Genomic DNA, 13451 nt, shown 5'->3' with positions numbered 1-13451 from the left:
GGTGGTATGGCCCTCGGGGAGGCCGGTGGTATGGCCCTTGCACCCGAACGCCGGACCGGCGGGGGATTCCGGTCCGGCGTTCGCGGTGGGGACGCCGAACCGGCGGGGGATCCGGTCCGGCGTCCGTCTGGGGGCCCGCCTAGCGGTGCAGGTGCAGCGTCGTCGCGGACGACGGGACGGGGGGCGGCGGCACGCTGCCGGCCTGTGCGGCGGCGTCCTGCTGCGCCTTGCGCATCTTGCGGGACGGCCACCAACTGGCGTCGCCCAGCAGGATCATGGCCGACGGCAGGATCATCACGCGGATGATGAAGGCGTCGAGCAGGACCGCCACCGCGAGGCTGAAGCCGATCTGCTTCATCTCGGCCAGGTGCAGGAACATGAAGCTCGCGAAGACCGTCACCATCACGACCGCCGCGCTGGTGACCACCTTGGCGGACTTGCTGATCCCGTCGATGACCGCTTGGCGGGTGGGCACTCCGTTCATCGCAGCTTCCTTGATCCGGCTGACGACAAAGACCTGGTAGTCCATCGACAGGCCGAAGAGGATCACGAAGAGGAACAGCGGTACGCGCGAGCCGATGCCGCTGGTGGCGCTCTCCTCGAAGCCGAAGAGCGTCGAGCCGAGACCCCACTGGAAGAAGACGACCACCAGGCCGAACGAGGCGGCGACGGACAGCAGGTTGAGCAGGACGCCGAGGACCGAGATGACCACGGAGCGGAAGACGAGCACCATCATGATGAAGGTCAGCAGCAGCAGGAAGCCGATGACCACGGGCATCTTCTCGTTCTGGTTCTTCAGGTAGTCGACGTCCTGGGCGACGGGTCCGCTGACCCCGAACTCGGCGCCGTCCACCTTCCCGAGCGTCGCCGGGATCATGTCGTCACGCAGGTGCTTCAGCGAGTCCTGTGCCTCGGAGGAGTTCAGCTTGTGGGGCACGGACAGCGTCATCATGTGGATCAGACCGTCGTCGGTGCTCTCCAGCTTGGGCTGCTTCTTGGAGAACAGCGGGTCGGCCTTGGCGCGGTCGGCCAGGGCGGTCAGCGCCTCGCGCGTCTGCTCCTTGTCGCCCGCGTCGCTGCGTACGGCGACCCAGTGCTCGGCCAGCAGGTCGGGGAAGGCCTCGTTGAGCCGGTCGTAGGCCTTCATCTCGGGGATGGAGCGGGAGTGGGTCGCCGTGCTCAGGACGCGCAGTTCCATGCCGAGGACGGGGGCCGCGAGGCCGAGCATGACGAGCACCGACACCACGAGGGTGGCGACCGGACGGTTCTTGGCGGGCTTCAGGAGCGCGGTCCACAGGCGGCCGGTCTCCTCCGGCTTGCGGGCCTTGACCCGCTTGCCGCGCTCGGCGGCGCGGGCGGCCTTGCGGTCCGCGCGGCGGCCGATCTTGACGAGCAGGGCGGGCAGCACGGTGATCGAGCTGAGGACGGCGACCGCGACGACCACGATGGTGCCGATGGCCAGCGAGGAGAAGATGACGTCGGTGGCGAGGAAGAGCGTCGCGGTGGAGAGGATCACGGCGAGGCCGGAGACCACGATGGCGCGGCCCGAGGTCGCCGCGGCGATCCCCACCAGGGCTTCGGGGCTGAGCCTGCCGCCCGCGTGGGCCCGTTCCTCGCGCTCCCGCTTGAGGTAGAAGAGCGTGTAATCGACGCCGACCGCCATGCCGATCAGCAGAATGACGTTGTTGCCGACGCCCGCGTCCGGCAGCAGGTGCGAGACCAGCTGGGACAGGCCGATGGAGGCGCCGATCGAGGAGATCGCGAGCAGCAGCGGCACACCGACCATGATCACTGAACCGAAGACGAGGGCCAGGGTGATCAGGGTGATCGGGAAGGTGATGGTCTCGGTGGTCGCGAGGTCGTCGGCGCGCTGGTCGTCCAGGCCCACCTCGACCGAGGCGTCACCGGTCTCCTCGACGCGCAGGTCCGCGTACTTCTTCTGGACCTCGGCGGTCGTCTCCAGGAGCGGGTCGATGTGCTTCTGGGCCTCCAGGCGGGGGCCCTTCAGGGTCACCTCGACCATCAGCATCTTGCCGTTCTCCGAGCGCACCGGGTCGGCGACGTGGAGGACCGGGTCCAGCTTCTTCATCCGGGCGGCGACGTCCTTCGCGGCGCTCCGGGCCTCCGCCCCGAGCGGCGCGTCGGACTTGTTGGTGACCATGATCCGCTCGGCGGACTTGTGCTGGAGGTCACCGTCCGTGGCGATGGACTCGGCACGTCCGGCCTCGCCGACCCAGTAGTCCTTGTCGCCGGCGCTGTTCGTGCCGACCAGGCTCCCGAGGGCGAGACACAGAGCGACGAACACAAACCATCCTGCGATGGCCCGCCCTGGGTGCAGCGCACTCCAGCTCGCCACCTTCACGGTAAGTGGCTGTTTCTTCACTGAACCCAGCTCCTTGTCGGTAGTCACTCCTACCCAACGGGTGTAAGTCAAAAATTACATATGGAGCGATGGGCCGTCAACCCCGGACCGACGCGCCGCCGGGACGGCCGTGCGGGCGCGCAGGACGACGCAACCCCCGTCGCCTGCAAGGCAGTTGACGGGGGCAGCGGCGGAATCCGTGCGGCGTACGGGACCTGCGGGCGGGCCGTCAGCGCGCGCCCACCGAACCCGCTTCCAGCGCCTGAGGTCCGTAGATGTCGCTCACCCAGTTGCTCTGGTAGAGGGAATCGAGATAGCGCTCACCGAGATCGGGAGAGATCGCCACCGCCGTGCACGGCTCACCGCCCCGGTGCTCGGCCAGCCAGCCGAGCGCGCCCGAGATGACCGTCCCGGTGGATCCGCCGAACAGGAAGCCGCCCGCGGCCAGTTGGTGCGCGACGCGGATCGTGGCCGTCTCCGGCACATGCACCACGTCGTCCACGTACGACACATCCAGCAGCGCGGGACGCACACCGGACCCGAGGCCCGGGATCATCCGCGGCGAGGGCGGCCCGCCGAACGTCACGGAGCCGACGGAGTCGACCGCGACCACGGTGACCGGATGGCCCGAGTCCTTGAAGTACCGGGCACAGCCCATCAGCGTCCCCGTGGTGCCCGCGCCGACGAACAGCACGTCGAGATCGGGGAAGCGCTCGGCGATGGCCGGCGCCGTGGTGCGGTAGTGGGCCTGCCAGTTGCACGGGTTGGCGTACTGGTTGAGCCACAGATGACGGCTGTCGGACGCGCACAACTGTCGTACGTAGTCGAGCCTGGCGCCGAGGAAACCGGTCTCGGGGTCGGGCTCGGTGATGGTGTGCACCTGGGCGCCCATCGCTTCCATCAACCGTCTGGTGTTGAGGTTGCAGCGGGTGTCCGTGACGCACACGAACGTATAGCCCCGGCTCGCCGCGATCATGCTCAGGGCGACGCCGAGGTTGCCCGACGAGGACTCGACGATGACCGAGTCCCGGGTGAGCACCCCCCGGCGTTCGGCGTCGGTGATCATCGCCGACGCCGCCTTCAGCTTGATCGACCCGGCGAAATTGAAGCCTTCGCACTTCAGATGGAGCGGAGCGTCGAGGACGGACCGCAGATCCACATAGAGGTCCTCCATGTGGAAGTCCTCCGGTACGGAGATCACCGGCACTTGGGCCCCCTCGCCTCAGGAACGGCTGCTGGTCGCGCCTGCGCGGCCATACCGGTCCACCTCGTGGAAGAAGCCGTCGATCACCTGCGCGTCGCCGCTCCCCATCACCTCGTCGTAGACGAACTTGCCGACGGCGAGGTCGAGGACACCGAGGCCGAACGGCGAGAACACCACCGGGCGGTCGGCGGGGATCTCCACCTTCCCCTCCATGACCTCATACAGCGTCCCGTCGATGAACTCCCGCCCACCGGTGAGCTTTTCGGTCAGGTGGGGCGAGGTGTCGGCCTTCAGGCAGTGCTCGACGTCGTCGAGCACGTTCGCCGACGCCAGCAGGACCTCGGGCGCGAGGTCGCGCAACGAGACGTTCAGGACCAGCGGGTTGTGCGCGAACCAGGCCGGCTCGTGCACGTGCGGGGCCGCCGCCACGGTCGCGAAGATCACCAGGTCCGAGGAGCGGATCAGCTCCTCGGCGCTGTCGTGCAGCGTGATCGTGCCGCTCTCGCCCGCGCCCTCCAGGTACGTGCGGAAGCCCCCCGCGTACTCGGCGGACAGGTCGTGCACGCCCACCTCGTCGAAGGACCAGCCGGACCCCGCGAGATAGGTGTGGATGTGGCGGGCTATGAGCCCTGTCCCGATGAAGCCGACCCGCCTCGGACGGGTGCGCCCCGGGGCGCGGGAGAGCCGGTCGGCGGCGAGCGCCGCCGAGGCCGCCGTGCGCGCCGCGCTGATGATCGAGCTCTCCAGGCACGCGATCGGATACCCGGTGTCGTGGTCGTTGAGCACCAGGACCGCGGAGGCCCGGGGAATGCCCGCCGCCACGTTCTCCGGGAAGCTGGAGATCCACTTCAGCCCGTCGACCCTCGTTTCGCCGCCGATGGAGGCGGGCAGCGCGATGATGCGGGACGAAGGGCGGTCCTGGAAACGCAGGAAATACGACGGCGGGTTGACCGTGTCGCCCTCGCCGTGCACCCGATAGGCCGCCTCCACCATCGCGATGGTCTGCTGTTCACGGCCGGTCAGAATGCTGTGCACCTGCGAGCCAGGGATCACGGCAAACGGCGGAACAAGTTTTTCCGTTGTCATCCATAACTCCATTGCAGTGGGAGGGCGGAGCCATTCCAACCCAGTAATCCCGATTTCATGCTCCCCGATGCCACTGACAGCATGCTGACGCCCCATCAATCACCTGCCCCACCTGCGATATTCGGCCATCACTTAATGATCTGTCCGGTGATTTGACCCGCCCCTAGGCTCACTTCTCGGTGGCGCCACCGTGGGACCTGCACTCCACGGGCCCGGAGCCACTTCCCGGAACTCGTGGAGCTACCGAACAGGAGTCACCAGTGCTGAACAAAGTCGTGATCGTGGGTGGCGGAACAGCCGGCTGGATGACGGCCTCGTACCTCAAGGCCGCGTTCGGAGAACGAATAGACGTCACTCTCGTGGAATCGGGTCACGTCGGCGCGGTCGGCGTCGGCGAGGCCACCTTCAGCGACATACGCCACTTCTTCGAGTTCCTCGGACTCAAGGAGAAGGACTGGATGCCGGCGTGCAACGCCACCTACAAGCTCGCCGTCCGGTTCGAGAACTGGCGCGAGAAGGACCACTACTTCTACCACCCGTTTGAGCAGATGCGGTCGGTCAACGGCTTCCCGCTCACGGACTGGTGGCTGCAGCAGGGTCCGACCGACCGGTTCGACAAGGACTGCTTCGTCATGTCCTCGGTCATCGACGCCGGGCGCAGCCCGCGCATGCTGGACGGCACCCTCATCGACCAGCCCTTCGACGAGGGCGCGGACGAGATGCAGGGCCTGACGATGTCCGAGCACCAGGGCAAGACCCAGTTCCCGTACGCCTACCACTTCGAGGCCGCGCTCCTCGCCAAGTACCTGCGGGGGTACGCGGTCGAGCGGGGCGTCAAGCACGTCGTCGACGACGTCAAGCAGGTCAACCTGGACGAGCGCGGCTGGATCGGCGGCGTCACCACCGCCGAGCACGGCGACCTCACCGGCGACCTGTACATCGACTGCACCGGCTTCCGCAGCCTGCTCCTGAACAAGGCGCTCGAGGAGCCGTTCATCTCCTACGCGGACACGCTGCCCAACGACAGCGCGGTCGCCCTGCAGGTGCCGATGGACATGGAGAAGCGCGGCATCCGTCCGTGCACCACCGCCACGGCCCAGGACGCGGGCTGGATCTGGACGATTCCGCTGATGGGCCGCGTCGGCACCGGTTACGTCTACGCCAAGGACTACCTCTCCCCCGAGGAGGCCGAGCGCACCCTGCGCGAGTTCGTCGGCCCCGCCGCGGCCGACGTCGAGGCGAACCACATCAAGATGCGGATCGGCCGCAGCGAGAATTCCTGGGTCAAGAACTGCGTGGCCATCGGCCTTTCCAGCGGATTCGTCGAGCCGCTGGAGTCCACCGGCATCTTCTTCATCCACCACGCCATCGAGCAGCTCGCCAAGAATTTCCCCGGCGAGGACTGGAACCCCACCCACCGCAACCTCTACAACAAGTCCATCGCCCATGTGATGGACGGTGTGCGGGAATTCCTCGTCCTGCACTACGTCGCCGCGAAGCGGAGCGACAACCAGTACTGGCGCGACGCCAAGACCCGGAAGATTCCCGAGGCGCTCGCCGAGCGCATCGAGTCCTGGAAGACCCAACTCCCGGACTCCGAAACGATCTTCCCGTACTACCACGGCCTGCCGCCGTACTCGTACATGTGCATTCTGCTCGGCATGGGCGGCATCGACCTGAAGCCCTCCAAGGCGCTCGCGCTGTCCGACGGGGCCGCCGCCGAGCGGGAGTTCACGGAGATCCGCGAGAAGACCCGGCGTCTGACCGAGGTGCTTCCGGCGGCATACGAGTACTTCGCCCAGCACCACTGACGGGCGGCGGACCGAACATGGACATGCTGGAAAGCCACGTTCTGGATCTCGCGCCGCTCCTCGCCCATGTCACGGTGGCGCTCGGCGTCATCCTGCTGCTCGCTCTGGCGGGCCGGAGAGTCGCCCGCGCCCTGCGTCAGCCCGAGGTCATCGGGGAGATCGTGTTCGGGCTGCTCTCCGGCCCCGCCGTGATCGCCCTGGTCGGCCGGGACACCTTCGAGACGGTCCTGCCGGGTTCCGTGTTCGACCTGCTCAAGCTCATCTCCCAGGCCGGTCTCGTGCTGTTCCTGGTCGGCCTGGCCCACAAGCTGGGGACCGACCAGGGCAGGCCGCCGCGGCGCGCCATGGCCTGGGTGGCGGCGGGGTCCCTGGTGCCACCGCTGCTGACCGGCGTGCTCCTGGCCTCCCTCGTGCTCCTCACCGATGACACCGCGGCGCGCGGCGACGCACCGCTGCCCGCCTTCGTCCTGATGGTCGCGGTGTCGATGTCCATCACCGCCGTCCCCGTGATGGCGCGGATCCTGGCGGACCGGGGCATGTCCCGATCGGCCGCGGGCCGGATGGCGCTGGCCGTGGCGATCTTCATCGACGCGGTGGGCTGGCTCCTTCTCACCCTCGCCATCAGCCTCGGCAAGGGGAGCCTCGCCGATTCGCTGCACTCCGTACGGGCGCTCGCGTTCGGCGCGGTGTGCGCCCTGGTCGTCCGGTACACGCTGCGCACGCAGGCGGCGCGCAACGTCTGCGTGCGGCTGCCGAGGACCGCGGCGACGGTCCTCGGCGCGAGCGCCCTCGCGGTCGCGCTCGCCGTGGAGCACCTCGGCATGACGGCGATCCTCGGTGCCGCCCTGGTGGGCCTCGCGATCCCGCAGGACGAGGACGCCCCCTGGGAGCGCGCGGTGGACACCGTCACCCGGGCGGGCAGCGCCCTGGCCCCCGCCTTCTTCGTGGTCACCGGCATCACGGTGCTCACGAAGTCGTTCGCCGACGCCTCGTGGCCGCTGATCTGCTCGGCCGTCGCGCTCGGGTGTCTGGGCAAGGGGCTCGGCAGCTATCTGGGGGCCCGCGGCGGCGGCCAGACCCCCGAGACCGCCCGCACGATCGCCGTCCTGATGAACACCCGTGGGCTCACCGAACTGATCGTCCTCCAGGCCGGTCTCAGCTCCGGAATCCTCACGGCGCCCATGGTCCTGGCGCTGATCGTGATGGCACTCGCCACCACCGCCATGACCGGACCGCTCCTGACGCTCCTCGACCGCGGGAAGCCCCGCGCGGGCGAGCCCGGGACGGTTGCCGCAGCGAAAGAAAGCAGCGTCCGATGACCGATCGCACCGTAGACGTCGAACCGGAGGCCGACAAGGCGACGCCCGACGGCTTCCGCTCGATGATGAGCGGCTTCCCGTCCGGCGTCGGCGTGGTCACCTCCACCGGTCACGACGGGGCGCCGCGGGGCATGACGTGCTCCTCGGTGTCCAGCGTCTCGCTCGACCCGCCGACCCTGCTCGTCTGCCTGCGCCACGGCAGCCCCACCCTGGAGGCGATCCTGGAGCGGGGCACCTTCGCGGTGAACCTGCTGCACGAGGGCGCCCAGGAGGTGGCGAAGCTGTTCGCCTCCGGCAACCCCGAGCGCTTCCGCATGACCCCGTGGGAGCAGGCGACGGACGCGGGCGGCCCGCACCTGGTGGACGACGCGCACACGATCGCCGACTGCGACGTGGTCATGACCCACCGGACCGGCGACCACGTCACCGTCTTCGGCGAAGCCCGCCTGATCACCCGCAGGCACGCCGTGGCACCGCTCCTCTACGGGCTGCGGGAATTCCGCGCCTGGTCCCGGATCTGACCGTTCTGCCACCGAACGCACAGCGCCACGAGGTCCGCCCCTGCCCGCAGGGGCGGACCTTCGCGCGTTCACGCCGCCGGACGCCGGAAGGCGCAGGGCACCAGAAGGCGAGAACTTACCTTTGACGGCACGCACCGTCATGTGTCAGTCTCAACTTACATGCTTCGGGATGTGGGGAGAGGGTGGCCTATGACGAGCGAGGATCTGCTGGCAGTTCTCGCCGCCATCGGCCACCACCAACGCCTGCGCGCCGTCGCCGAACTCGCCGACGGCCGGCTGTACGTGAGCGAGCTGGCCCGCCGCCTGGAGATGTCCCGGCCGCTGCTCTCCATGCACCTGGCCCGCCTGGAGAAGGCGGGCCTGGTCGTCGGACACCGGGAACTCTCCCGGGGAGGAAAGGCGCTGCGGTACGTCGAACTGGCGCCGTTCGACCTGCACGTGGACATCCGCACGATCGTCGAGGCCGTCGCACAGGTCACGCAGGACGCCCAGAACGCACAGGGCCAGAACGCACAGGGCCAGGACGCACAGGGCCAGGACGCACAGGACACGGAAGGGCACGTCAAGATGAAGGGGACCCCCACATGACCGGCGCCGTCATCACCATCGCCGTCATCCTGCTCGTCGTGGGCGGCATCACGGGCAGCGTGGTCGCGTACTTCCGGCTGCAGCGCCATCGCGCCGACGCCGCCGCGATGGCCTCGTACCGCAGGCTCGCCGAGGAGTCGGCGGCCGTCCAGCAGTCCCTGCAGGGGCAGTTGAGCGCGCTCGAGGACCGTGTGCGGTCCGTCGAGGGTCTGCTGCGGAGCGTCGGATGATCGCGCTCATGCCCGGCAGCCGGCTGCCGGTGCGCCGCAATCCGCTGCGGATGCTGTGCTCGGCCGCGCCCTGGCGCGCGACCGGCTATCTGGCCGGCTATCTGGTGGCGGGCCCCGCCCTGTTCGCGGTCGCGGCCACCGGCGTCGTACTCGGCCTCGTGTTCATGCAGTTCACCGTCTCGGTGGCGCTGACCGTCGGGTCCGCCTGGGTCGTACGCTGCTGCGCCCAGGTCGAGAGGGGCCGCGCCGTCCTGGTCGACGAGCCGATCCCGTACGCGTATCAGGAGCCCACGAAACCGGGGCTCGTGGAACAGCTCAGGGCCCGCTGCGCCGACCCCGTCTTCTTCCGGGACTGCGTCTGCCTGGTCGTGCTGTTCCCCTTCCTCCTGCTGCTCGACCTGCTCGCGCTCCTGGTGTGGCTGCCGCTCCTCGCCGGCGTCTCGCTCCCGCTGTGGTTCTGGTCCGTCAACTCCACCCAGGCGGACGGCAGTCGGCTGCACGGCCCGTGGATCGGCGGACCCGACGACGGCGACCCGGGCGTACGGATCGACGGCTGGCCGACCGCCCTGCTCGTCGCGGCGGTCTGTCTCGCGCTCGCGCTGTACGCCTCGTACCTCGTGGTCGCGGCCGCCCGCCTGCACCTGACCGTGGCCCACAAGCTGCTCCGCCCGCCGCCCGACCCCCTGGCGCGGGCCAAGCGGATCCTCACCGAGCCCGGCCCCCTCGCGCTCGTGTCGACCGGCCCACGCCCCGGACCCACCACCGATGCCGGACCCACCACCGGCGCCGGACTCGCCACCGGCACCGGCACCGGACTCGCCCCCAGCACCCGACTCACCACCACCACCGGACTCACCACCAGCGAAGGACACATCACATGACGGGGACACCGAGTCCGCAGTCCCGGGACGTCGTCCAGCTCGAGGCCGTACGCAAGGTCTACGGCAGGTCCAAGAACCAGGTGGCCGCCCTCGACGGCGTGACGATCAGCCTGCCGCGGGGCACCTTCACCGCGGTGATGGGCCCCTCCGGCTCCGGCAAGAGCACCTTCCTGCACTGCGCGGCCGGGCTCGACCGGCCGACCTCGGGCAAGGTGCTGCTCGACGGCGTGGACCTCTCCCCGCTCAAGGAGCGCGAGCTGACCAAGCTGCGCCGCGAGCGGATCGGCTTCATCTTCCAGGCGTTCAACCTGCTGCCCGCGCTGAACGTGGTGGACAACGTCTCCATGCCGCTCAGGCTCGCGGGCCGCCGCCCCAAGAAGGCAGCCGTGGACGAGGTGTTGGAGCGCGTCGGCCTCGCGCAGCGCCGCAACAACCGCCCCGGCGAGCTCTCCGGCGGTCAGCAGCAGCGCGTCGCCATCGCCCGCGCCCTGATCACCCGGCCCGCGGTGATCTTCGGCGACGAACCGACCGGCGCCCTCGACACCTACGCCGCCCGCGAGGTCCTCACCCTGCTGCGCGAGGCCGTCCGCGAGGCGGGCCAGACCATGGTCATGGTCACCCACGACCCGGTGGCCGCCTCGCACGCCGACCGCGTGCTCTTCCTCGCCGACGGACAGTTCGTCAGCCACCTGGACTGGCCGACCGCCGACCAGGTCGCCGAGCGCATGACGCACCTGGGCGCCTGGGGCCAGGAGTCGGCCGCGGTACGGGCCGGACACGGCGGGGCCGGACACGGCGGGGTGCCGCGATGATCGGCGTCGCGCTCCGCTCCCTGCGGTTCCACAAGGGCGGCTTCATCGCCTCGTTCATCGCGCTGTTCTTCGGCGCGACCATCGTGATCGGCTGCGGCGGCCTCTTCGAGACCGGTCTGCGCAGCGCCGCTCCCCCGCAACGGCTCGGCGTCGCGCCGATCGTGGTCACCGGCGACCAGAGCCACCCGGGCACCCACGGGGAGTACGTCTTCTCCGAACGCCTGCGGCTCGACGCGCGGTTGGCCGACACGATCGGCGCGGTGCCCGGCGTGGCCAAGGCCCTGCCGGACCGCTCCTTCGACGCCACGCTGATGCGGGGCGGCGGCAAGGGGGAGCCCGCGCAGGTGTCGGGCCACGGCTGGTCCTCCGCCGCGCTCGCCCCCTACCGGATCACCGAGGGCAAGGCACCCGCCGGTGCCGACCAGGTCGTGCTCGACGCGCGCCTTGCCGCGCGGGCCGGGCTGAACCCCGGCGACCGGGCCGAGTTCATGGTCAACGGCGGGGCGAAGCGGTTCAAGATCTCCGGCCTGGCCACGGAGTCCGGGTCCAACTCCGGTGCCGGATCGGCCTCCGGCTCCGGCTCCGACTCCGACGACAAGCGCGCCGTCTTCCTCTCCGACCAGGCCGCCGCACAGGTCAGCGGACGGCCCGACAAGCTCGACAACATCGGCGTGCTCACGAAGCCCGGCGCCGACCGCGGCGACGTCATAGGGGACATCAAGAAGGCGGTGGAGGACGAGCCCGCCACCGTGCTCACCGGCGACAAGCGCGGCTGGGCGGAGAACCCCACGATCATCACCGACGGCACCAAACTGGTCACCCTCGCCTCGGTGTTCGGCGGCCTGTCCGCGATGGTCACCGTCTTCGTGGTGTCCAGCACCATGGGGCTCTCGATCCAGCAGCGGCAGCGCGAGATGGCCCTGCTGCGGGCCATCGGCACCACACCGGGACAGCTGCGCCGGATGATCCTCGGCGAGACGCTGTTCGTCGCCGTCATCGCCACCGCGCTCGCCTGTTATCCCGGCCCGCACGTCGGCAGGTGGCTGCTCGACGCCTTCGCGAGCGGCGACGTGGTCCCCGACGACCTCGCCTACCGCGCCGGCTGGATCCCGATGGTGGTCGGCGTGGGCGCGGCCCTGCTCACCGCACTCGGCGCCGCCTTCATCTCGGCTCGCGGCGCGGCGCGCACCCGGCCCACCGAGGCGCTCGCCGAAGCCTCCCTGCAACGCAAGTGGTTGAGCGTCCCGCGGCTGATCTTCGCGCTGCTCTTCCTCGGCGGCGGCGCCGCGCTCGCGCTGGTCACCGCGAGCCTGGAGGGCCCCATGGCGGGCAGCACCGCGACGCCCGCGGCGATGCTCTGGACGGTCGGGTTCGGTCTGCTCGGCCCGGGCCTCGCCAAGGTGATCACAGCCGTGCTGCACTGGCCGCTGCGCGCGCTGACCGGTCTCTCCGGCCGCCTCGCCACGCTCAACGCGAAGGCACGGAGCAGCCGCATGGCGGGCGCGGTGATGCCCGTGATGCTCGCCACGGGCCTGGCCACCGCGCTGATCTATCTGCAGACGACCCAGTCCAGCGGTTCCCAGCAGGCGTTCGACGAGAACATGAGGGCGGATCTGGCGGTCACCTCCGTCGCCGGCGGTCTGCCGCTGTCCATGGTGGACACCATCGAGAAGCAGCCCGGGGTGGCGGCCGCCTCCGCCCAGGTCTCCACGCTCGGCTATCTGGAGCCGAAGACCCCGCCCACCCAGAGCGAGATCGACGAGGGCGACTTCGAGCCCACCGAGATGCCACTGCAGGGCGTCACGTCCGAGGGCGTCACCGGCACCACGGCCTTCCGCGCCAAGACCGGCAGCCTCGACGACCTGCGCGGCGACACCGTCGCGCTGCCCTCGTCGGAGACCGGCGGCCACGAGATCGGCGACAAGGTGCCGATGCGCCTCGGCGACGGCACGGAGGTCCGCCTGAAGCTGGTCGCCACGGTCGGCGCCCGCCGCGGCTACGAGACCGCGCTGGTGCCCGCCACGCTCCTCGTCCCGCACACCGACTCCGGTCTGGTCCCGCAGATCACGGTGACCGCGAAGCCGGGGACGGACCCCGCCGAGCTGACCGGGACCCTGTCGAAGCTGGCCGGGGAACAGCCGGGCCTGAACGTCCTGCCGCGCACCACGGTCAAGGCCGTGCACGCGGACGAGGACGACACCCAGGCCTGGATGGCGTACATGGTGCTCGGCGTGGTCATCGCCTACTCGACGATCGCGCTGGTCAACACGCAGGTCCTCGCGACCACCGAGCGGCGCCGCGAGTTCATGCTGCAGCGGCTCATCGGGGCCACCCGCAGGCAGGTGCTGCGGATGATGACGGTGGAGGCGTTCCTGGTCTCCGTGGCCGGTGTCCTGCTCGGCGTCCTGGTCGCGGTCCTCACACTGGTGCCGCTGAGCCTGAGCGTGCTCGGCAAGCCGACGCCGGAGGGCCCGGGGTGGATCTTCGCCACGGTGGTGGGCTCGGCCTTCGCGCTGACCCTGTTCACCACACTCCTTTCGGCGGCGCTGGTGCTGCGCCACCGGCCCAGCGGAGTGGTGGGCATCCGCGAGTGACCCCGCGCACGAACGCGTCCCCCGGCCGTGGGAAACCATGGCC

Annotated in this window: 11 protein-coding genes; 8 read left to right on the top strand and 3 right to left on the bottom strand. The window is 70.0% G+C overall.

Going from position 1 to position 13451, the window contains the following annotated elements; translation table 11 throughout:
* Positions 1-139 precede the first annotated feature (139 nt).
* The 3 genes from AB0B50_RS31220 to sbnB form a co-directional block, all read right to left on the bottom strand.
* Positions 140-2362 (bottom strand): MMPL family transporter, encoded by a 2223-nt coding sequence (locus AB0B50_RS31220; protein ID WP_362339315.1) that lies wholly within the window; start codon positions 2360-2362, stop codon positions 140-142.
* A 229-nt stretch (positions 2363-2591) separates the two neighbouring features.
* The gene (gene sbnA, locus AB0B50_RS31215) at positions 2592-3569 is read right to left on the bottom strand and encodes a 2,3-diaminopropionate biosynthesis protein SbnA (protein ID WP_362339147.1); all 978 of its coding nucleotides are present in this window, start codon (positions 3567-3569) and stop codon (positions 2592-2594) included.
* Positions 3570-3584: 15 nt separating this feature from the next.
* Positions 3585-4652: a 2,3-diaminopropionate biosynthesis protein SbnB gene (sbnB, locus tag AB0B50_RS31210; protein WP_362339146.1), complete on the bottom strand. Its 1068-nt coding sequence runs from the start codon at positions 4650-4652 to the stop codon at positions 3585-3587.
* Between the two features lie 260 nt (positions 4653-4912).
* Between sbnB and AB0B50_RS31205 the strand changes: the two genes are divergently transcribed.
* From AB0B50_RS31205 to AB0B50_RS31170, 8 genes are all read left to right on the top strand, one after another.
* Entirely contained in the window at positions 4913-6463 is a 1551-nt protein-coding gene (locus AB0B50_RS31205) for a tryptophan halogenase family protein (RefSeq protein WP_362339145.1), read from the top strand.
* 17 nt (positions 6464-6480) lie between these two features.
* Complete coding sequence (locus AB0B50_RS31200; RefSeq protein WP_362339144.1) at positions 6481-7782, top strand: cation:proton antiporter; 1302 nt, start codon at positions 6481-6483, stop codon at positions 7780-7782.
* Positions 7779-8303, top strand: coding sequence for a flavin reductase family protein (locus AB0B50_RS31195; RefSeq protein WP_362339143.1), 525 nt, complete (start codon positions 7779-7781; stop codon positions 8301-8303). The genes AB0B50_RS31200 and AB0B50_RS31195 overlap by 4 nt, the downstream gene beginning before the upstream one ends.
* Positions 8304-8492: 189 nt before the next feature.
* Entirely contained in the window at positions 8493-8891 is a 399-nt protein-coding gene (locus AB0B50_RS31190; protein WP_362339142.1) for a winged helix-turn-helix domain-containing protein, read from the top strand.
* Positions 8888-9121, top strand: a complete 234-nt coding sequence (locus tag AB0B50_RS31185; RefSeq protein WP_362339141.1) for a hypothetical protein — start codon at positions 8888-8890, stop codon at positions 9119-9121. The genes AB0B50_RS31190 and AB0B50_RS31185 overlap by 4 nt, the downstream gene beginning before the upstream one ends.
* Positions 9118-10002 (top strand): sensor domain-containing protein, encoded by an 885-nt coding sequence (locus AB0B50_RS31180; RefSeq protein ID WP_362339140.1) that lies wholly within the window; start codon positions 9118-9120, stop codon positions 10000-10002. The genes AB0B50_RS31185 and AB0B50_RS31180 overlap by 4 nt, the downstream gene beginning before the upstream one ends.
* A complete protein-coding gene (locus AB0B50_RS31175; protein WP_362339139.1) occupies positions 9999-10814 on the top strand; it encodes an ABC transporter ATP-binding protein in 816 nt (271 codons plus the stop codon). Before AB0B50_RS31180 ends, AB0B50_RS31175 begins: the two co-directional genes overlap by 4 nt.
* Positions 10811-13408 (top strand): FtsX-like permease family protein, encoded by a 2598-nt coding sequence (locus AB0B50_RS31170; protein ID WP_362339138.1) that lies wholly within the window; start codon positions 10811-10813, stop codon positions 13406-13408. Before AB0B50_RS31175 ends, AB0B50_RS31170 begins: the two co-directional genes overlap by 4 nt.
* Positions 13409-13451 lie beyond the last annotated feature (43 nt).

The organism is Streptomyces sp. NPDC041068 (genome assembly GCF_040647455.1).
Lineage (GTDB): Bacteria > Actinomycetota > Actinomycetes > Streptomycetales > Streptomycetaceae > Streptomyces.
The sequence above is the reverse complement of the archived record's forward strand: the minus strand, read 5'-3'. Positions and strand labels throughout refer to the sequence as shown.